Source organism: Streptomyces venetus, from assembly GCF_039540295.1.
Lineage (GTDB): Bacteria > Actinomycetota > Actinomycetes > Streptomycetales > Streptomycetaceae > Streptomyces > Streptomyces venetus.
This window is the reverse complement of record NZ_BAABET010000005.1, coordinates 13115-33700: the sequence shown is the minus strand read 5'-3', so window position 1 is coordinate 33700 and position 20586 is coordinate 13115. Positions and strand designations below refer to the sequence as shown.

At 72.6% G+C, this 20586-nt stretch carries 15 protein-coding genes; 7 read left to right on the top strand and 8 right to left on the bottom strand.

Going from position 1 to position 20586, the window contains the following annotated elements; translation table 11 throughout:
* Window positions 1–20: 20 nt before the first annotated feature.
* The 3 genes from ABEA82_RS17235 to ABEA82_RS17225 form a co-directional block, all read right to left on the bottom strand.
* Window positions 21–1769 carry an LCP family protein gene (locus ABEA82_RS17235; RefSeq protein WP_345662398.1) on the bottom strand — a complete coding sequence of 583 codons (1749 nt, stop codon included), beginning with the start codon at window positions 1767–1769 and terminating at the stop codon, window positions 21–23.
* A 240-nt stretch (window positions 1770–2009) separates the two neighbouring features.
* Complete coding sequence (locus tag ABEA82_RS17230) at window positions 2010–3245, bottom strand: LCP family protein (RefSeq protein ID WP_345662397.1); 1236 nt, start codon at window positions 3243–3245, stop codon at window positions 2010–2012.
* Between the two features lie 232 nt (window positions 3246–3477).
* Window positions 3478–4233, bottom strand: a complete 756-nt coding sequence (locus ABEA82_RS17225) for a TIGR03089 family protein (RefSeq protein WP_345662396.1) — start codon at window positions 4231–4233, stop codon at window positions 3478–3480.
* Between the two features lie 150 nt (window positions 4234–4383).
* On the opposite strand from ABEA82_RS17225, the gene ABEA82_RS17220 reads away from it, so the two are divergent.
* Together ABEA82_RS17220 and manB are read left to right on the top strand one after the other, a co-directional pair.
* On the top strand, window positions 4384–5898 hold the full coding sequence (locus tag ABEA82_RS17220) for a peptidoglycan recognition protein family protein (protein ID WP_345662395.1): 1515 nt from the start codon (window positions 4384–4386) through the stop codon (window positions 5896–5898).
* Between the two features lie 135 nt (window positions 5899–6033).
* On the top strand, window positions 6034–7116 hold the full coding sequence (gene manB, locus ABEA82_RS17215) for a mannose-1-phosphate guanylyltransferase (RefSeq protein WP_345662394.1): 1083 nt from the start codon (window positions 6034–6036) through the stop codon (window positions 7114–7116).
* 175 nt (window positions 7117–7291) lie between these two features.
* On the opposite strand, the gene ABEA82_RS17210 is transcribed toward manB, so the two are convergent.
* The 4 genes from ABEA82_RS17210 to ABEA82_RS17195 all read right to left on the bottom strand — a co-directional run bounded on the left by ABEA82_RS17210 (window position 7292) and on the right by ABEA82_RS17195 (window position 11239).
* The gene (locus ABEA82_RS17210) at window positions 7292–8293 is read right to left on the bottom strand and encodes a DNA-3-methyladenine glycosylase family protein (protein WP_345662393.1); all 1002 of its coding nucleotides are present in this window, start codon (window positions 8291–8293) and stop codon (window positions 7292–7294) included.
* A gap of 97 nt (window positions 8294–8390) precedes the next feature.
* A complete protein-coding gene (locus tag ABEA82_RS17205) occupies window positions 8391–9722 on the bottom strand; it encodes a coenzyme F420-0:L-glutamate ligase (RefSeq protein ID WP_345662392.1) in 1332 nt (443 codons plus the stop codon).
* Window positions 9719–10678: a 2-phospho-L-lactate transferase gene (gene cofD, locus ABEA82_RS17200; RefSeq protein WP_345662391.1), complete on the bottom strand. Its 960-nt coding sequence runs from the start codon at window positions 10676–10678 to the stop codon at window positions 9719–9721. Before cofD ends, ABEA82_RS17205 begins: the two co-directional genes overlap by 4 nt.
* 54 nt (window positions 10679–10732) lie before the next feature.
* Window positions 10733–11239: a cysteine dioxygenase gene (locus tag ABEA82_RS17195; RefSeq protein ID WP_345662390.1), complete on the bottom strand. Its 507-nt coding sequence runs from the start codon at window positions 11237–11239 to the stop codon at window positions 10733–10735.
* Between the two features lie 660 nt (window positions 11240–11899).
* Here ABEA82_RS17195 and ABEA82_RS17190 point away from each other — a divergent pair.
* The 3 genes from ABEA82_RS17190 (at window position 11900) to ABEA82_RS17180 (ending at window position 17538) form a co-directional block, all read left to right on the top strand.
* The gene (locus ABEA82_RS17190; protein WP_003990679.1) at window positions 11900–12163 is read left to right on the top strand and encodes a WhiB family transcriptional regulator; all 264 of its coding nucleotides are present in this window, start codon (window positions 11900–11902) and stop codon (window positions 12161–12163) included.
* A gap of 162 nt (window positions 12164–12325) precedes the next feature.
* Window positions 12326–16012, top strand: coding sequence for a glycosyltransferase family 2 protein (locus ABEA82_RS17185; RefSeq protein ID WP_345662389.1), 3687 nt, complete (start codon window positions 12326–12328; stop codon window positions 16010–16012).
* Window positions 16009–17538: a DUF5719 family protein gene (locus tag ABEA82_RS17180; protein ID WP_345662388.1), complete on the top strand. Its 1530-nt coding sequence runs from the start codon at window positions 16009–16011 to the stop codon at window positions 17536–17538. The genes ABEA82_RS17185 and ABEA82_RS17180 overlap by 4 nt, the downstream gene beginning before the upstream one ends.
* A gap of 62 nt (window positions 17539–17600) precedes the next feature.
* On the opposite strand, the gene ABEA82_RS17175 is transcribed toward ABEA82_RS17180, so the two are convergent.
* A complete protein-coding gene (locus ABEA82_RS17175) occupies window positions 17601–18056 on the bottom strand; it encodes a metallopeptidase family protein (RefSeq protein ID WP_039932780.1) in 456 nt (151 codons plus the stop codon).
* Between the two features lie 294 nt (window positions 18057–18350).
* On the opposite strand from ABEA82_RS17175, the gene ABEA82_RS17170 reads away from it, so the two are divergent.
* Together ABEA82_RS17170 and ABEA82_RS17165 are read left to right on the top strand one after the other, a co-directional pair.
* Window positions 18351–18773 (top strand): DUF3499 domain-containing protein, encoded by a 423-nt coding sequence (locus ABEA82_RS17170; RefSeq protein WP_345662387.1) that lies wholly within the window; start codon window positions 18351–18353, stop codon window positions 18771–18773.
* 117 nt (window positions 18774–18890) lie between these two features.
* Entirely contained in the window at window positions 18891–20507 is a 1617-nt protein-coding gene (locus tag ABEA82_RS17165) for an L-lactate permease (RefSeq protein ID WP_345662924.1), read from the top strand.
* The last annotated feature ends 79 nt before the right edge of the window (window positions 20508–20586 follow it).

Genomic DNA, 20586 nt, shown 5'->3' with positions numbered 1-20586 from the left:
CGTAAGACAGGCCCGTCAGGTCACTCGGCACACTCGACCTTGTCCGCCGTGGACTTGTCCACGTCCGCCGGCGCCTTCGTCGGAGCGGCCTGGGAGGAGCCCGCACCCTTGAAGTCCTTGCCGAGGGTCAGGGTCATCGCGGGCACGCCCTGCGAGTTCGTCACACTCTCGCCCTGCTTCAGCGCCGACCCGGGCAGGCCCATGATGTCGGCGAGGCGACGGGCCTGGTCGGCCTGGTCGGGGGCGTACTCGAGCGTGGTCTTCGCCAGGGAGGCGGGCGCGTTGCCCGCGTTCTCCGACTTGGTCACGCCCTCCTCGTTCTGCAGCCAGCTGAGCGTCTCCTGCGCGCTGCCCGCGACGGCACCGCCGTTGAGGACCCGCACCCGGACCTCGGAGGCGTCGGCCTTGGTGCCCTTGAGCCGGGCGGCCACCGCGGCCGCCTCCTTCTTCTTCTGTTCCTTGACCGCGGTGAAGGAGACGTCGTTCCTGATCATGGAGAAGACCTGCGGGGCCGACGACTCGTTGAGCACGACCGTGGTCTTGACCTTCTCCGCCGGGTTGTCGATCACCGGGGTCGTGGCGAACGTCAGGTTCTTGGTGTTGAGCTTGCCCAGCTCCAGACCGAGGTCCTTCAGCTTGTTGATGCTGTCCAGCTGCGAGTCGACGGTCAGCGCCTTCGTGCCCGCCTCGGCCAGGTCGAGCATCTTCGTGGGGCTGCTGAGCGTGTCGTTCGACTTCAGCTTGCGCATCAGCGCGCTCAGGAACTGCTGCTGGAGCCCGATCCGGCTCAGGTCGCCGCCGAAGCCGACCGCGTGCCGGGTGCGCACGAACGCCAGGGCCTGCTCGCCCTCGATCGTGTGGTTGCCCTTCGACAGCTTCAGGTGCGAGTCCGGGTCGTCGATGTCCTTGCCCAGACAGACCTCGACCCCGCCGACGGCGCTGGTCAGCGTCTTGACCGCGTTGAAGTCCGCGACCATGAAGTTGTCCGGCTTCACCCCGGTCAGCTCCGTCACGGTCCGCATGGTGCAGCTGGGGGTACGGCCGTCCTGGCCGAGGCTCGTGTTGAAGCGGGTCTGCGGCGTGCCCGGGATGACCTTCTGCGACCCGTCCTCCTGCGTGGTCGGGCAGTCCGGGATGTCGACGATCAGGTCACGGGGGATGCTCAGCGCGGTCGCGTTGGAGCGGTCCTTGGAGACGTGCAGCAGGATCGTGGTGTCGGCGTGCCCGACACTGCCCGCGTCGCCGTACTTCTCGTTGCCCGCGCCGGTGCGCTTGTCGGTGCCGATCAGCAGGATGTTGATGGCCTTGTCCTTCTCGAAGCCACCGGTGCTCGCGCCGTCGTCGGAGACCGACGCGATGTTGTTGTTCAGGTGCTCGATGTAGAAGTACGCGGCGCCCGCCCCGGCGACCAGCACGAACGCCATCACGCCACCGGTCCACAGCAGGGCCTTCTTGCCCTTCGAGGCCTGCTTGGCGGGCCGGCGCCCGCGCCGCCCCGGCAGCGGTTCCTCCGGAGCCGGAGCCCCGCGGCGCCTGCGCGGCGGCGGCACCGCACGGCCGGGCGTCTCGGGCCGCGGCCGGCCGGGCGCCTCCGTACGGCCGCGCGCCGGCGGACCCGAGTCGGAGGACGGCGGCCTGCGGGGCCCGGGAACGCCCGACTGCGGTGCGGAAGGGGGCAGTCGCAATTCGTATTCGCCGGTGTTCGGATTGAGCACCCACTGGTCTGCGGGGTCGATGTCGTCCGCCCGCCCACGGCCTTGCGCGTCCACGGTCGTCTGTTTCCTCCGTCGGGGCGCGGCGCCTTCCCCTCCAAGGCGCCCGGGTCTCGGTCACACAGTGCGCGATCTCAGGACCGTCCTCAGAGCCGGGGCGCACCGGGATCGCTCACACTAACCGCCCAGTTCAGTGCCGAGCGACGACGGTGACAAATTGCACGTCCCTACACTTGGGCAATTCGCCCATTTCCTGGGTGAAGAGTTCGTTGCCTTGGAGTTACCTTGGTGCCCGCTTTACTCACAGGTGTCCTCGGCTGCCGTGTTCCCGCGGAACGTCGGTGGAGGAGAAACGGTGACGGCGGGTTCGGCAAACGGGCCCGCATGCGAATCCCCGTACGACCCGTCCCGCGAATCGGCAGGCCTCAGCGGTGCGGAACCGTGCGCCCCGGTCCCGGTGATCGCCACCGGAGTGTCCGTACGCAGCCTCTCGAACAACCTCTCCGCCGCCGGCTCCACGAGTTGGTCGCGATTGGCGTCGTACGCATACGACTGCCGAGGCACGGTCAGGAATTGCACTTGTTCCATGGGGATGTCGCGCAGCCCCCGCACGAGTTCGTACAAGCCGCGAAGGCTCGCCAGATCCGGGTCCGTTGTGAGAGAGGACGTGGCGGCGTCCAGCACGGGATACAGCTTCACCGGATTCAGCAGAACGTCATTGCTGCGCACCTTGTTGACGAGTGCCCCGAGGAAGCGCTGTTGCCGCTCCATGCGTTCCGTGTCGCTGCCGTCGCCGAGCGACTTGCGGGCGCGGACATAACCGAGGGCCTGCTCGCCGTCGAGCGTCACCCGCCCGGCGGGCAGTCGCAGCTTGGCCGCCCGGTCGTCGATCGGTTCCTTCAGACACACCTCGACGCCGTCGACCGCGTCGACCATCCGCTTGAAGCCGTGGAAGTCGACGACGACGTGGTGGTCGACCCGGACGTCGGTGAGCTTCTCTACGGTCCGGATGGTGCAGGCCGAGCCGCCCAGCTGGAACGCCTGGTTGAACATGGCGAACCTCGGCGCACTGCGGGAACCGTCCGGGCGCCGGCAGCCCGGCATGTCCACCATCAGGTCCCGGGGCAGGGAGACGGCGGTGGCCCTGCCCCGGCCCGCGGACAGGTGCAGCAGGATCGTGGTGTCCGACCGCTCGGTCCCGGAGTCCCGCCCGTAGCGGGCGTTGTCGTCGCCCTGACGCGAGTCCGAACCGATGAGCAGGATGTTCCGCGCGTCCTTGACGAGTGAGGTGGGCCGTTCCTTCTCGTACCGCGCGAGCTCGGCCGCGGCTGCCTCGTCGGGCGTGATGTTTCCGCTGAGTTTCGCGTACACCGCCCATCCGGCCCCCGCGGCCGCCGCGACCACGACGGCGATCCCGAACGCCGTCCACCGCGCCCACCGCCGCCGACGCCGCCGCACCAGCCCCCGCCCACTGGCCGAGGCCCCCGCACTCGCCCCCGGCCTCCGGAAGGACCCACCACTGGTGCCGGCCAAGACAGGACCCCTCCTGACCCCTGACGTAGGAACGCGCCACGCGCACTTCTCCTACGACTGTGGCGCGAAAGGAGCCCGGGGGCGGGATGGGAATGGTCCGAACGGGGCGCCGCCCCCAGCTGCGGGCAGTCGTGCCGCTGGGGCGGCACGGGTGGGCGCAGCGGCACCCCGCAACGCCGGGCTGCGCAACGCCCCGCCCCCAGCACCCACGCCGAGCACCGCGCGAAACGCCCTACCGGGCGATAGCCGTAACCCGCTCACTCTCCACCCGCTTGTCCAGCACCCCGTCCCCAGCCCGCTCAAGATGCCGGCACAACACCACAGACCCCCCCGTGGCCAACGGCCCGTACAACCCCGCGTTCAACCCCTCCCACGTGTCGTACGGCAACCCCGACAGAATCCGCGACCCCGGCCCCGTGAGCCCCAGCCCCGTCGCCTCCGCCCGAGCCCGCTCCACGACCTCCGCCCCGCTGAACTCCCGCCCCGCCACGATCAGCGCGGGCCCCTCCGGATCCACCGGCGCGTACGGCACGAACCGGTCCCCCTGCCCCGGCACCTCCACCGCGTAGTCGACGAACCCCTCGGGAACCTGCGGAAACCGCCCCCCGAGCGGCCGCAGCGCCATCGCGATCCGCGCCCCGGAGCACGCCCGAGCCGCCTCCAGCCCCTCCGGCCCGCTCACCACGACGTCGGCCGCCCGCACGTCCCCCGACACGTCGGCGACGACCCCCACCGACGAGCAGGCCAGCAGCCACACCGCCGTCTGCCAGTGCGCGGGCAGCGACAGCGCCACCCGGTCCCCGGGTTCGACGGACAACTCGTCCTGGAGGAGGTTGGCGGTCTTGGCCACCCAATTGGCGAAGGTGGCCACGGAGAGTTCGACGCGTTCGCCGGTGGCGTCGTCGTAGAAGGTCACAAGGGGACGTCCCGGGTCCGCGGCGAGCGCGGAACCCAGCAGGTCGGCAGGGGTGCGATCGGTGGCGTTCACCCGCGCAAGCGTACGTGCCGCACGAGCCCGCGCCCAACGCCCCGGCCGCCGCCCCGCCGCCGGTGCGTCACCGGTTCGGCCGCATCCTGGGCGACAGAGCGTCACATCCTAAATGGACAGAGTTATATGACTATGTCCAACATCGGGGGCATGCGTGGATTCCTTGCTTCTTCCATCGGTGTCACCTGTGCGGCCGCTCTGGCCCTCCCGCTCGCTCCCCCCGCCGTGGCGGGGACGGAGAGACCGGTACCGACCGCGGAAGCCGCCACGGCAGCGAGACCCGCGCCCCGAGCGGGGACACCGACCACGACCACCGACCGGACCGCGACCACCACCACGACCGACCGGCGCGCCGCCGAACCGTACGCCCCCGGCGGCACCCAGTCCCTCCCCCTCGAACCCCTCACCCGGAGCCGCGCCACCCCGTCCGCCCCCGGCACCACCGAACAGGGCCTGCCCCGCCGGGCCGTGCGTGGCTTCTCCCTCGTCGGCGTCATCTGGGACGACCCCGAAGCCGAACTGCACGGCCGCGTCCAGGTCCGCACCCGCACCGCCGGCACCCGCACCTGGACCGGCTGGCAGGACATCGACACCCACACCGCCGACCACAGAGCCGATCCGGGCACCGCCGAGGGCACCTCGGGCCGGGTGCGAGGCGGCACCGCACCCCTGTGGGTGGGCAAGTCCGACGGTGTGGAACTCCGTGTCGTCCCCGAGCCCGACGACCCGGAAGCCGCCCCAGGCCCCCACGGCACGGGCGCGTCCGCACTCCCCTCCGGCCTGCGCCTCGAACTCGTGGACCCCGGCGATGCGGCGGAAGCCGCCCCACTCTCCGGGGACGCCGCGGAGACCGCCGCACTCCCCGGCACTCCGGAGGAAGTCCCTCGCACCGCCGAACTGAACGCCGACGTCTCCGCCGTCACCGCCGCCGACGCGGCCAACGCCGGACTCGCGCCCCTCGGCGCCACCGAGATCGCGGAACTGAGCCGCGCCGAGACCGAGCGGGAGCTCTACGCCATCAACGCCGAGGCACTGATGGCGCAGTTGCAGGCGAAGCCGTACGTCGGCCCGCGGCCGCGGATCGTCACGCGTCGCGGCTGGGGCGCCGACGAGGGGCTGCGGGAGGGCAAGTTCGTCTACACGAAGAAGGTCAAGGCGGCCTTCGTGCACCACACGGCCAGCGGCAACGGCTACCGCTGCTCGCAGGCCCCCTCACTCATCCGCAGTATCTACCGCTACCACGTCAAGAGCATGGGCTGGCGGGACATCGGCTACAACTTCCTCATCGACAAGTGCGGAAAGATCTACGAGGGCCGCGCGGGGGGCGTGGCGAAGGCGGTCCTCGGCGCGCACACCCGTGGTTTCAACAGCAACAGCATGGGGATCGCCGTCCTCGGTTCGTACGGGGCCAAGAAGCCGTCGTCCGCCGCCGTCAAGGGCATCGCCCGGCTCGCGGCGTGGAAGCTCGGCCTGTACGGGATGAATCCGCGGGGCAAGACATACCTGAAGTCGGGAGGTGGCAACCTCTACCGAAAAGGCAAGAAGGTTCGACTGAACGTGATCTCAGGTCACCGGGACGGCTTCAACACGTCATGCCCGGGACGCAAGCTCTACGGCAAGCTCGGCTCGGCCCGCTCCAAGGCGGCCGGGTACCAGGGCCGCTGAGACACACGTTCACCGCCGTCGGGGGGCAGCGGGGCGGAATGCCGCACGGCCAGCGAAGGCGCCACGGAACGGTCTGCATACACTGACCGGCCGAAAGACAGTTCGGCCGGTCCCGGCAGGAAGCAGAGACGACACGTGACAGAAGCGATCCTCCTGGTCGGCGGCAAGGGCACCCGGCTGCGCCCGCTCACGGTGCACACGCCCAAGCCCATGGTCCCGGCGGCCGGGGTGCCCTTCCTCACGCACCAGCTGGCGAGAGCGAGAGCCGCGGGCGTCGAGCACATCGTCCTCGCCACGTCCTACCTGGCCGAGGTCTTCGAGCCGTACTTCGGTGACGGCTCCGCACTGGGGCTCCACCTCGAGTACGTGACGGAGGAGGAACCCCTGGGCACGGGCGGCGCCATCCGCAACGTGGCGTCACGGCTGCACTCCGGCCCCGACGACCCGGTGCTGATCTTCAACGGCGACATCCTGACGGGCCTCGACATCCCGGCCCTGGTGGACACGCACGCGTCGACGGGCGCGGACGTCTCGCTCCACCTCACGAAGGTCACGGACCCCCGCGCCTACGGTCTGGTCCCCACGGACGACACCGGCAGGGTCCTGGCGTTCCTGGAGAAGCCGCAGACGCCGGAGGAGATCGTCACCGACCAGATCAACGCGGGCGCGTACGTCTTCCGCCGCTCGGTCATCGACACGATCCCGCTGGGCCGTCCGGTCTCGGTGGAGCGGGAGACCTTCCCCGACCTGCTGTCCGCCGGGGCACACCTCCAAGGCATGGTCGACTCGACGTACTGGCTGGACCTGGGCACGCCGGCGGCCTTCGTCCGGGGCTCCGCGGACCTGGTCCTGGGCCGGGCCCCGTCTCCCGCGGTCCCGGGCCGGTGCGGTGACCGCCTGGTCCTCCCGACGGCGACCGTCGCGTCCGACGCGAAGCTCTCGGGCGGCACGGTGGTGGGCGAGGGCGCCTTCGTCGCCGAGGGAGCCCGCGTGTTCGGCAGCACGATCCTCGCCGGCGCGGTGATCGAACCCGGCGCGGTCATCACCGACTCCCTCATAGGCAGCCGGGCCCGAGTCGGCGAACGCTCCGTCCTCACCGGCACGGTCATAGGCGACGGCGCGACGGTCGGCCCCGACAACGAACTCCTGGAGGGCACCCGCATCTGGTGCGACGCCCAAATCCCCGCAGCAGCAGTCCGCTTCTCCTCGGACCAATAGCGCCAGCTGCGGGCAGTCGTGCCGCTGGGGCGATGGGGGTCCCCCCTGCTCGAGCGAAGTCGAGAGCTTGGGGGAGGGTGGGCGCAGCGGCACCTCGTCCCGCCGAGCTGCGCACCCACCCGCCCCAGGCACCAACGCCGAGCACCAGAAACCGGCCCCGGGGAAGGGCAACAGTTCACAACTGCCCGATATCCCACCGAGGCATCTTCGGCACCCGCCGCCCCGGCACCCTCCCACTCAGCAGAATCAACCGAGCCGCCCGATGCCGCTGCCCCGCATACGGCTCCAGCAACTCCAGCATCACGGAGTCATCCGCATCCCGGTCCCCGGCAAGCGCCCACCCCACGATCCGCGGCAGATGCAGATCCCCCACGGTCACCTCGTCCGCCGCCCCCAGACTCCGCTGCACCGTCTCCGCCGACGTCCACGGCCCGATCCCCGACACGACCTCCAACCGCGCCCGAGCCGCCCCCGGCTCCATCCGGACCGCCTCCTCCAACCGCCCGGCCACCCGCACCGCACGCAGGATCGTCGACGCCCGCTTGTTGTCGACCCCGGCTCGATGCCACTCCCACGACGGAATCAACGCCCACGTCCGAGGCGCCGGCATCACACACATCCGCTCGGGCGCGGGCCCCGGCGCCGGCTCCCCGAACTTGCGCACCAGCAGCCGCCACGCCCGGTACGCCTCGTCGGCCGTGACCTTCTGCTCCAAGATCGACGGAATCAGCGACTCCAGCACCAGCCCGGTCCGCGTCAGCCTGAGCCCCGGCCTCCGATGCCGGGTCTGCGCCACCAGCCGGTGCCGCGGCACGAAGGCGGACGGGTCGTCCGCGGCCCCGAGCAGCTCAGGCAACTGCTCCAGCAGCCACTCCGCCCCGGGCCCCCAAGCCTGGCCGCGCACCCCACCGCCGTACGCGCAGACCCGCAGCGTCCCGGGCCCGGCCGGGGTACGACAGGCCCGCCACACGGACCCGTCCGGCATCGCACGGAACGTCGGGTCCCCCGGCCCGCGCCGCAGCGGCCCGAGCACCAGTCCGAGATCCAGCGGCCCGTCCGGCACCCAGTCCCGCACCCGCCCGGGCCCCGCGGCCTGCCGGGGCACGCCCCCGGCCACGGAGACATCCCCACCGCGCACGGTCGTACGCGTGGGCCGGGGAGCGAACCGTCCTGCCATGAATGAAGTCCCTGATGTTCCTGAAGCCGCGTGGTCCCTGAAGCCGCCGGGCTGCGGGCGGAACGGCCCTATGAGCCTAGACGCCGCCCCGCGTCCGTCACCGCACCTCGATGAACGCCCCGGCGTCCCGCTCCGGCCGCGGCCGCGGTTCCTCCGCCGGATGCCCGACCGCCACCGCGCCCATCGGGTCCCACTCCGCCGGCAGGTCCAGCACCTCGCGCACCACGTCCCGGCAGAACATCGTCGACGACACCCATGCCGACCCGAGCCGCTCCCCGGCCAGCGCGACCAGGAAGTTCTGCACTCCGGCGCCCGCGGCGACCACGAACATCTCCCGCTCGGCGGTGTCGCGCCGGGGATCGCCGTAGGTGTGCGAGCCGTCCATGACCAGGCAGGGGACGACGAGGTACGGCGCGTTCCGCAGGACGTCCCCCCGCCGCACGCGCTTGGCGACGGACTCCTCCGTCTTGCCGTCCCGTCGCAGGTCGGCGATCCACGCGTCGCGCATGGCGTCGAGCAGCCGCGTCCGCGACTCCTCGGACTCCAGCAGCACGAAGCGCCACGGAGTGGTGTGGTGCGGCGCCGGTGCCGTCACCGCCGCGGCCACGGCACGCCGTACCGCTCCGGGGTCGACGGGCTCGTCCGTGAAGGCCCGGACCGTACGCCGCTGGGTCACCGCCAGCCGTACCGCCTCCGACGTACCGAGCCGGAACATGTCGTCGCGCGCGCCGCGCACGATGGCCCGCGCGCCCTCCGCGTCGTCGCCGTCCGCGACCACGTGCGGCAGTCCGCGCACCACGGCGACGGGCAGCCCGGCGGCCTTGCCCTTGACCAGGTCACCGGCGGCGGCGAGTTCGTCGGCGGTGGCGACGACGGTGGCGCTGAGCGGATTGCCGTACGCGTCCGTGCCCCCGCGCAGATCGTCGAGCACCCGCACTCCGGCGGCGCCGATCGCGACGTCCGTGAGCCCCGCGCGCCAGGGTCGCCCGAAGGTGTCGGTGACGACGACACCGACGTCGACGCCCAGGACGTCCCGCAGCCCCTCGCGGATGGCGCGGGCGGAGGCGTCCGGGTCCTCGGGCAGCAACAGCACGGTCCCGGACGGCGTGTTGGAGGCGTCGACCCCGGCCGCCGCCATGACGAGGCCCTGCCGGGTCTCGACGATCCGGAGGCTGCCCCGCCGGGCGACCACCCGCACCGTCTCCGCGTCGATGGCCGCCTCCCGGTCGGCCGCCCGCAGGACCCGGCCCTCCGCCTTGGACACGATCTTCGAGGTGACGAGCAGCACGTCACCGTCGGCCAGGCCGGGCTCGGCGGCCGCGATCAGCTTGGCCACGTCGTCCCCGGCCGTGACCTCCGGCATCCCGCCCAGGGCCCACACCCGGTACCCGTCGGTGCCCTGCCGGTCGTGGGAGACCTCGCCGCTCAAACCGCCCGCACCTCCTCCGCCAGTGTCAGCGCCTCCCGGGCCATCTGCGCGGTCGCGTCGGCGTCGGTCATCATCAGAGGCACGGCCCGGCAGCGGATCCCGGCCGCCTCCACGCGCTCCACCGCGCCCGCGTCCACCGTGTCGACGAGCCAGCCGTCCAGCAGGCCCGAGCCGTAGTGCTCGGCCACCGCCGACGCGGTCGACTCGACCCCCACGGCGGCGAGCACCTTGTCGGCCATGCCCCGCACGGGCGCGTCGCCGACGATGGGGGACAGGCCGATCACCGGCACCCCGGCGTCCGCGATCGCCTCCCGGACACCGGGCACGGCGAGGATCGTGCCGATCGACACGACCGGGTTGGACGGCGGGAAGAGGATCACGTCCGCCTCGGCGATGGCCTCCAGGACGCCCGGCGCGGGCTTCGCCTGGTCGGCGCCGACCGGCACGATCGCCTCCGCCGGGACCGAGGCGCGCAGCCGCACCCAGTACTCCTGGAAGTGGACCGCCTTGCGCTCACCGTCGACCTCGACGGCCACATGGGTCTCGACGCGGTCGTCGGACATCGGGATCAGCCGCACGCCCGGCTTCCAGCGGTCGCACAGCGCGTCCGTCACCGCGCTCAGCGGATACCCGGCGCCCATCATCTGGGTCCGCACGATGTGCGTGGCGAAGTCCCGGTCGCCGAGGCCGAACCACTCGGGCCCGACGCCGTACGCCGCGAGTTCCTCCTTGAGGTGGAAGGTCTCGTCGGCGCGCCCCCAGCCCTGCTCCTCGTTGATGCCGCCGCCGAGCGTGTACATCACCGTGTCGAGGTCCGGGCAGACCTTCAGCCCGAAGAGGTGGATGTCGTCCCCGGTGTTGCCGATGACCGTGATGTCCGCGTCCGGCACGGCCCGCTTCAGACCGCGCAGGAACCGGGCACCACCGATGCCGCCTGCCAGAACCACAATGCGCATGGGCGACAGTCTTGCAGGCCCCTACGACAACCGGTCGGCGGCCACGACAACCGGTCAGGCGGTGAGGGCGCCCGGCTCGCTCAGCGCCTCGCAGTGCGGGGCCGCGTGCATCGGCATCTCCGTCAGCCCCGGGTAGTAGACGTGCAGGCTCACCGCCGGCTCCAGCGTGTCGTTGTCCACCTCGTGCACGTACCCCGGCGCGAACACGCGCTGCGCGCCGGCCCGCAAGGCGCGCGTCCCCCGGTCCGTGCGCTCGGTCAGCGTGCCGTCCAGCACGGTCAGCACACCGGAGGAGCGGCCGTGGTCGTGCGGTCCGCTGCCCTGCCCGGGCACCCAGGACAGCAGCCACACCTCGTAGCCCGGGCCGGTGCGCAGCCGGTGGTACCAGCGGCTGGTCGCGTCGTACCGGACGAGGTGCTCCCACTGGGAGCGGTCGGCGGCGATGGAACGGGCGAGGCCGACGAACTCGGCGACGGTGGCCGGGTGCTCGCGCGGGGCCTGGAGCAGGTGCGGGACTTCGAGGATGTCGCCGGCGATCTGGAGGTCGCTGTCGCTGTTCATGGGGTGGGCTGGTTCCTCAGTGAAAGAAGGTCAGAGGGAACGGGAGCCGAGTACGGGTGGCTCGGCCTTCAGCTGGAGCGGGTGTGGCTCAACAGCTGGAACAGCGACAGCTACAGCGAGCGCGAGCAGCACCGTGGGACCCGGCGGTGCGGGTCGAGGTGAATGCCAAGTTCGCGAGCATGCCCACTAGGACACCGGTTCACACCACCACTGTCAACTCGGCACCCGGGAAGTGCGACGGGTTTCACCTCTTCCGGTTCACCGCTCAGATGAAAGGTTTGTTCATGGCCGGTCCGGGACACATGGCGTCCATCCGTGCGCGCGAGCGCCGTTGCGTACTCGTGATCCGACTGTGATCCGGTTCGCTTCGACGCATGTGTCGGAACGAGATCGAACCTCTGGGCGTCCTTCTCCGTACAGGACTCCAAGGGGTCCGGCGGAAGGTGGACGCCCTCGCGGGCTCCGTCTGTGTGTCAGGTTTTATGGTGATTTGAACACTTTCCGCATGGGCTTGGTTCCGCAGAGTGAATAAGGGGCTCAATAGCAGATCTCGGCTTGACTCGCCCGGAGCAGCACACTTGTAATTTCACTCGTGTCGTTCAGCCGGAATCGGTAACGGCTACATCACGGGGACGCGGAAAGAACAGACGAGGGGCGCACATGACCGAGCTGGTGCAGCAACTGCTGGTCGACGACGCGGACGAGGAACTCGGCTGGCAGGAGCGCGCGCTGTGCGCCCAGACCGACCCCGAGTCCTTCTTCCCCGAGAAGGGCGGCTCGACCCGGGAGGCCAAGAAGGTCTGCCTCTCCTGCGAGGTCCGCTCCGAGTGTCTTGAGTACGCCCTCGCCAACGACGAGCGCTTCGGCATCTGGGGCGGCCTGTCCGAGCGGGAGCGCCGCCGTCTGAAGAAGGCCGCGGTCTGACTCCGCTTGACGTCGTGAACGGCCCGTCGCCCGTGGGTTGTCCACAGGCGGCGGGCCGGCATGTTGCGCAGCCGATAGTGTGGGCGCTCGTCCGAGACGCCCCGCTGCCCCCACCGGTCGCGGGCGTCCACTGAAGTCCACCGAACCGGGGCCCGTACCTCGATGTCCGTGCACAGCCACCCGGCAGCCCATCACGACACCGCTGCCACAGCCGCGTTCGACCCGGCCCGCCCCCCTGAGTTCCCGCGTCATGTGGTGACCGCGGTCCTCGTCTCCCACGACGGCGCCCGCTGGCTGCCCGACGCGCTCGCCGGGCTGCTCGGCCAGGAGCGACCCGTCCAGTACGCGATGGGGGCCGACACCGGCAGCGCGGACGACTCCGCCCAGCTGGTCACCGGCGCCCTCGGCGCCGACCGCGTACTGCACCTCGCCCGCCGCACCGGCTTCGGCCAGGCCGTCGAGGAGTGCGGCCGCACCGCCCCGGTCCTCACCCCGGAGCACCTGCCGTACCTGAAGCGGCCCAGCGGCTGGGACCCGGTCACGCGCTCCTGGCGCGACGAGGCGTACGACCTGCCGGACCTCCCGCACGGCGAGCCGGTGCAGTGGCTGTGGCTGCTGCACGACGACTGCGCCCCGGAACCCGACGCCCTGGCCCAGCTGCTGCGGGTCGTGGAGAACGAGTACGAGCTGGGCCGCGAGGACGTGGCCGTGGTGGGCCCCAAGCTCCGCGGCTGGTACGACAAACGGCAGCTGCTGGAGGTCGGCGTCTCCATCGCCAACTCCGGCCGCCGCTGGACCGGCCTGGACCGCCGCGAGCAGGACCAGGGCCAGCACGACCACGTCCGGACCGTGCTGTCGGTGTCCACCGCCGGCATGCTCGTCCGCCGCGACGTCTTCGAACAGCTCGGCGGTTTCGACCGGCATCTGCCCCTCATGCGCGACGACGTCGACCTGTGCTGGCGCGCGCACGCGGCGGGGTACCGCGTCCTGGTCGCCCCCGAGGCGGTCGTCCGGCACGCCGAGGCGTCCTCCCGGGAGCGCCGCACCGTCGACTGCGTGGGCCGCACGTCGGCCTCCCCGCACAAGGTCGACAAGGCCGGCGCCGTCTACACCCTCCTCGTCAACACACGCACGGCCGTGCTGCCCTGGGTGCTGCTGCGGATCGTGCTCGGCACCCTGCTGCGGACCCTCGCCTACCTAGTCGGCAAGGTCCCCGGACAGGCCGTCGACGAGATCCGCGGCCTCATGGGCACGCTGCTCAGGCCCGAGCGGATCCTCGCCGGGCGGCGCCGCAGAGGCGCACCCCAGATCGACAAGGACGAGCTGCGGGCGCTGTTCCCGCCGCCCGGCGCGACGGTCCGGGCCACCGTGGAACAGGTCGCGAGCAACGTCGTCGGCCGCTCCGACCCGGAAGTCGCCGCCGGCGCGGGACGGCACGGCGGCGCCGTCGAGTCGGGCCCGGGCGGCGACGACGCGGACTTCCTGGAGATCGAGCAGTTCGCCCGGCTCAAGCGCATCGCGCGCAAGCCCGGCCCCGTGCTCTTCCTGGTGCTGCTGCTCGTCTCCCTGGCCGCCTGCCGCGAACTCCTCGGCGGCGGCGCGCTCGCGGGCGGCGCCCTGCTGCCCGCCCCGGCCGACTCCGCCGACCTCTGGGCGCGCTACCTGGACGCCTGGCACCCGGTCGCCGCCGGAGGCACCTCCTCCGCGCCGCCGTACGTCGCGCTCGTGGCGATGCTGGCCTCCCTGCTGTTCGGCTCGACCGGCCTCGCCGTGACGGTGCTGCTCGTCTGCTCGGTGCCGCTGGCCGGTGTCACCGCGTACTTCGCCTCCCGCCCCCTGGTGGAGTCCCGGCTGCTGCGCGCCTGGGCGGCCGTCGCCTACGCTTTCCTGCCCGCCGCCACCGGCGCCCTCGCCGGCGGCCGGATCGGCACCGCCGTCCTGGCCGTGCTGCTGCCGCTCATCGCCCGCGCGGGCATCGCGGCCGGCGGCCTGGCCGGCCCCGCGGGCACCCGCGGCAGTTGGCGCGCCACCTGGGCCTACGCCCTGCTGCTGACCATCACCACGGCGTTCACCCCGATCGTGTGGCCCATCGCGCTGCTCCTCGGCGCCGGGCTGCTCGTCCTGCGCCGGTCGGAGATCACGGCCTACGGACCGCGGTTCCTCGCCCAGCTCGGCACGCCCCTGCTGGTCCTCGCGCCCTGGTCGCTGTCGCTGCTGCCGTTCGGCTTCTTCCGGCAGGCCGGCCTGGACTACGGCCCCTCGGCCGCCTCCGCCCTCGACCTGCTCGGCGCCAGCCCGGGCGGCCCCGGCACCGTCAGCGGCCTGATGCTGATCGGCATCGTGCTGGCCGCGCTCGCCGCCCTGCTGCGCTCCGAACGCCAGTCGGGCATCCGGACCGCCTGGGCGGTCGCCCTGACCGGCTTCGTCTTCGCGGTCCTGGCCAACAGCTCCACCTGGGCCGGACCCGCGACCCTGGTCTACGGCATCGCCCTCCTGGCGGCAGCCGTCCTCGGCGCCGACGGGGCACGCTCGCGCGTGGCCGAGCAGAGCTTCGGCTGGCGCCAGCCGGTCGCCGCGCTGATCGCCTTCGCCTCGGCCGCGGGCCCGCTGCTCATCGCCGCCGGCTGGATGATCCGCGGCGCCGACGGGCCCCTGGAGCGTCGCGACGCGACCCAGGTGCCCGCGTTCGTCGCCGAGGAGAGCGGTACCCGCGACCAGGCCCGCACTCTCGTCCTCGACAGCGACTCCGCCTCCCACGTCGGCTACATGCTGGTCCGCGGCTCCGGTGCCCGCCTCGGCGACGGTGAGATCGCCGCGGCCGACGGTGAGAACGGCAAGCTCGACAAGGTCGTCGCCAACCTCGTCGCCGGCTCCGGCGCCGACCAGGCCGACCAGCTCGGCGGTTTCGCCGTGCGCTACGTCCTCGTCCATCAGGGCGCCCCCCGCGAGGTCACCCGCGTCCTGGACGCCACGCCCGGGCTGACCCGGCTGAGCCAGCAGGGCGGTGGGGCGCTGTGGCGGATCGACCAGGAGGTCGCGCGCGCCGCCATCGTCCCGGCCTCCGGCTCCGGCACCCCCGAGCCCGTCGCCGCCGGCCCCGTCGACATCCACACCACGATCCCGACGGGCACCGACGGACGCGTGCTGCGCCTGGCCGACACCGCCTCCGACGGCTGGACGGCCACGCTCGACGGCAAGCCGCTGACCCGCACCACCGTCGACGGCTGGGCCCAGGGCTTCGAACTCCCCGCCACCGGCGGCAAGCTGGACGTCACCTACGACGACCCGCTCACCCACACCCTGTGGCTGTGGGCGCAGGGCCTGATCGCCGCGGTACTCGTGGTGCTCGCGCTGCCCGGCCGGCGCCGCGACATCGACGACGACCTGCCCGACGAGCCCGCCGTCCCGGCCCAGGCGGTCGCCGGCGAGGGCCGCCGCGCCCGCCGCCTGCGCGCCCAGGCCGAGGCCGAGGCCGAACAGACCGCGACACCCGAGGAGTTCCCGGCCGCGCCTCCGCCACCGGAACCCGCAGGGGTCCCGCAGCAGCAGCACCACGGCCAGTGGGACGCGGCGGGCTACCCGGGCGGCGACTACCCGGGCTACGGCGACCAGTACCAGGGAGCCCAGTACCCGGCGGACGCGTACCACGGGCAGTACCAGGCGGACCCGTACCAGGGCGGCCAGTACGACCCGTACGCCTACGGCGGGCAGCCCCAGACGCCGTCGTACGACCAGACGGGCTACGACCAGGCCTACACCCAGGGCTACGGCATGCCGTACGACCCGGCAGAGCAGCAAAACGACCCCCACGGCACGGGCAGTGAGCGTCCCGACGGGAGCCAGCAGTGAACCGCACCACCCTGTCCCTGATCGCCGGCGCGACCGCGCTCGCCGCCGTCACCGGATTCGCGGCCCTGTCCGCCCCGGACGCCCCGGGCGCGGACACCTCCGCCAAGGCTGCCGCCCAACTGCCCGTGGAGCGCACGAGCCTGCTGTGCCCCTCGCCCAGCATGTCCGACCTCGCCGAGACGTCGTACACCTCCTTCACGCCCGTCACCAAGGGCACCGAAGGCGGCGGCAAGGCCGAACTCCAGGCGGCGGCCGCGGAGTCGGCGGACGGCTCGGGCGCGGGCGGCGACCAGGGCGAGAAGGACGACAAGAAGTCCGGCGAGCAGAAGACCGAGAAGCCCGTGCTGACCCCCGAGGAGCCCGGCAAGCCGGTCACCGGGGACAGCTCGGGAGCCGACACGCCCGCGCTCGTCGGCACCGCGGACGGCAGGTTCGCGCCCGGCTGGACCGTCCAGGAGACGACGGAGGTCGCCGCGGGGACCGGGCGCGGCCTACAGGGCGTCAACTGCACGGCCCCGGACACGAGTTTCTGGTTCCCCGGCGCCAGCACGGCGGCCGACCGCACCGACTACGTCCATCTGACGAACCCCGACGGCTCGGCCGCCGTGGTCGACATCGAGCTCTACGGCAAGGACGGCACCCTGAAGTCCACGGTGGGGGAGGGCATCACGGTCCAGCCGCACTCCAGCGAGCCGGTCCTGCTGTCCACCCTCACCGGCGAAAAGCAGGACAACGTCACGGTGCACGTCAACGTCCGCAGCGGCCGCGTCGGCGCCGCCGTGCAGGCCCTCGACGACAAGCTGGGCGGCGACTGGCTGGCCGCCTCCACGGACCCGTCGGGCAGCCTGGTCCTGCCCGGCCTCCCCAAGGACGCGACCTCGGTGCGCCTGGTCGCCTTCACACCCGGCGACGACGACGCCGACCTGAAGGTGCGCCTCGCCTCCCCCTCCGGGCTGATCACCCCGGCCGGACACGAGACGGTGCACGTCAAGGGCGGTATGACGACCGCCGTCGACCTGGGCGACGTGACACGCGGCGAGGCGGGCTCCCTGGTGCTGACGCCGACGGACGGAGCCGTGCCGGTGGTGGCGGCCCTGCGGGTCGTACGCGGCGAGGGCGACAAGCAGGAGACGGCGTTCATCCCGGCCGCCCGCCCGGTCGGCACGCGCGCGACCTCGGCGGACAACAGCGCCAAGGGCAGCACCCTGTCCCTGACCGCGCCCGCCGGCGCCGCCACGGTCGAGGTCACCGCCTCGGCGGGCAGCGAGGGGGGCGCGCCGGTGTCCAAGACGTACACGATCAAGGCGGGCACGACCCAGGACATCGAGCCCCCGGTCCCCAGCGGCCTGAAGGGCACGTACGCGCTCACGGTCGAGCCGAAGTCCGGCGGCCCGGTCTACGGCGCCCGCACCCTGTCCGCGAGCGAGGGCGGAGTCCCCGGCTTCACGGTGCAGACGTTGCCGGACGACCGGGGGACGGTCGCGGTGCCGGAGGCGGACGAGGACCTGTCGGTGCTGCAGAAGTAGGGCAGTGCCGCGGAGGCAGGCGGTGCCGCGGAAGCAGGGCGGGCGACCGGTTTCGGCCGGTCTCAGCCCTGGTCCTCGCCGTACCGCGGATCCACCGTCTCCGGCGTCAGCCCGAGCAGCTCGGCGACCTGCTCGACGACGACCTCGTGCACCAGCGCCGCCCGCTCGTCGCGGCCCTTGGTGCGGATCTCGACCGGCCGCCGGTAGACCACCACGCGCGCGGGACGCCCCTCGCGGGCGCCGATCGTGCCGCCGAGCGGTACCGCCTCGTCGTTCCAGGCCTGGCCGGGGCCGTCCAGGCGCGGCACCTCGAGGACCAGGAAGTCGATGTCGGCGAGTTGCGGCCACCGCCGCTCCAGGCGCTCCACGGAGTCCTGCACCAGATCCGCGAAGGCCTCCGCGCGGCTCGCGGCGAGCGGCACCTGCGGTGGTGCGATCGGGCCGCGCATGCCCCGGCCGTGGCGATCACGGCGGCGGGGCCCGGGGGCGGCGTCACGGGGCGTCACGGGCTTGTCCATCACTGGTGAAGGGTAGTCCCCGCCAGGCCCGTGCGCCCGGCACCGCACGGGCGCGCGGACGGCTTCCGGCCGACCCGCGCGGCATGTCGTTACATGACCATTCAAGCCAAGGTTGGGCTCGAATCCGTATCCCTACGAGAGTGCCGACCTCACGGCAATTGAGGGTTTTGTGACGGCTCTTGACCGCTTACCGGCCCGTCCGGCGCGTCGGACGACGCTGTTCGAGCAGGTCAGCCGGGTGGGCCGGACGGGGTGTGTGGGGCGTCTCACAGCGCGACACGGGGGAGTGACCTGGTGGAGAGTCGTCGCGGCCCGGTCAAGAGTGAGGTACCGTCCATCGTCGTGAGCCCTGTACGTCGCTGTTCGCGCACCGCCTGCGGCCGTCCCGCCGTCGCGACGCTGACGTACGTCTACGCCGACTCGACCGCGGTCCTCGGCCCGCTCGCCACCTACGCCGAACCCCACTGCTACGACCTGTGCGCCGAGCACTCCGAGCGCCTCACCGCCCCGCGCGGCTGGGAGGTCGTCCGGCTTCTCGACGGCTCCGCCCCGGCGCGCCCCAGCGGCGACGACCTGGAAGCGCTTGCGAACGCCGTGCGCGAGGCGGCCCGCCCCCAGGAGCGGGCGGCCGGGGCCGGTGGCGGCGGGCGCGCGGCCGACCCGATGGAGGTCGCGCGACGAGGGCACCTGCGCGTCCTGCGCTCGCCCGACAACTGACCGCACCCCGGTTCCTCCCCACGCACACCCATTGACGCGGGCTTGGCGCGGACATGACCATTCCGTTTTGAGGACGCGAGAAATCGCTTTCGCATGACGGAAGCCGGGGAGGCGCCCGTGTACGTCCAGGAACTGGAACCCGTCGCCGGCTCGCTCGGCCTGTCCGCCCTCGTGGCGGCCCTGCCCCTCGTCACCGTCCTGGTCCTGCTCGGCGCCGTCCGCATGAAGGCCCACCTGGCCGGCCTGACCGGGCTCCTCGCCGCCGTCCTCGTCGCCTGCCTCGCCTACGGCATGCCCCTGGGGCAGACCCTCTCCAGCGCCGCCCAGGGCGCCGTCTTCGGCCTCTTCCCCATCCTGTGGATCGTCGTCAACGCCCTGTGGGTGTACCGGATGACCGTCCTCACCCGGCACTTCGACATCCTGCGCCGCTCCTTCGGGCGGCTGTCCGACGACCCGCGCATCCAGGCGCTCGTCATCGCCTTCTGCTTCGGGGCGCTGCTCGAAGCACTCGCCGGCTTCGGGGCACCCGTCGCGATCAGCGCCGTCATGCTGGTCGCCCTCGGCTTCGAACCGGTGCGCGCCGCCGTCGTCGCCCTGGTCGCCAACACCGCGCCCGTGGCCTTCGGCGCGATGGGCACACCGGTCGTCACGCTCGCCCAGGTGACCGGGCTGCCGCTGGACTCGGTGGCGTCCGTGGTGGGCCGTCAGACGCCGCTGCTGGCCCTCCTGGTGCCCCTCGTGCTGGTCTGGCTGGTGGACGGCCGGCGCGGCCTGCGCGAGACCTGGGTGCCCGCCCTCGCCTGCGGAGTCGCCTTCGCCGTCGCCCAGTTCGCCGCCTCCAACTACCTCTCCGCCCAACTCGCCGACATCGGCGCCGCCCTGGCCGGCGCGGGCGCCCTCGTCGCGACGCCGCACGCGCGCGTGCCCGCCGCCGAGTCCGTGCGCGCCTCCGTGCTCACCGGCGCCCGCAGCGAGGAGCTCGACGAGGAGGACCCGCCCCGCGAGGTCCTGCGGGCCTACGCCCCCTACGCGCTGATCGTCGTGATCTTCTCCGTCGCGCAGATCCCGGCCGTCAAGGACTGGCTGGCCGAGGCGACCCAGACCTACGACTGGCCCTTCCTGAACGTGGCCGGGCCGGACGGCGAGCCGGTCAGCGGCAACGTCTTCAGCTGGCCGATCGTGTCGACCGGCGGCTCGCTCGTGCTCCTCGCCGGGATCTGCACGGCCGCCGTCATCGGGGTGCACGCGCGCGTGGCCGTCAGGGAATGGCTCGCCACCGTCCACGAGCTGCGCTTCGCGATCCTCACGGTGACGTCCGTACTCGCCCTCGCCTACGTCATGAACCTCTCCGGCCAGGCCGCGACGATCGGCTACTTCGTCGCGGCGGCCGGAGCGGGGCTCGCGTTCCTGTCGCCCGTCCTCGGCTGGTTCGGAGTCGCCGTGTCCGGCTCGGACACCTCGGCCAACGCCCTCTTCGGCGCCCTCCAGGTCACCGCCGCCCACGAGTCGGGACTCCCGCCCGACCTCCTGGCCGCCGCCAACAGCTCCGGCGGCGTCCTCGGCAAGATGATCTCCCCGCAGAACCTCACCATCGCCTGCGCGGCCGTCGGGCTCGCGGGCCGCGAGGGCGACCTGCTGCGCAAGGTGCTGCCGTGGAGCCTGGGCCTGCTGCTGGTCATGTGCCTGATCGTCGTGGGCCAGAGCACCCCGGTCCTGGCCTGGATGCTGCCCTGACCTGAGCTGACCTCTCGGAGCCCTCTCGCCGTCCGCCCAGCGCGCTGTCAGTGGGCGAGGGTAGTTTGGGCCGACCGAC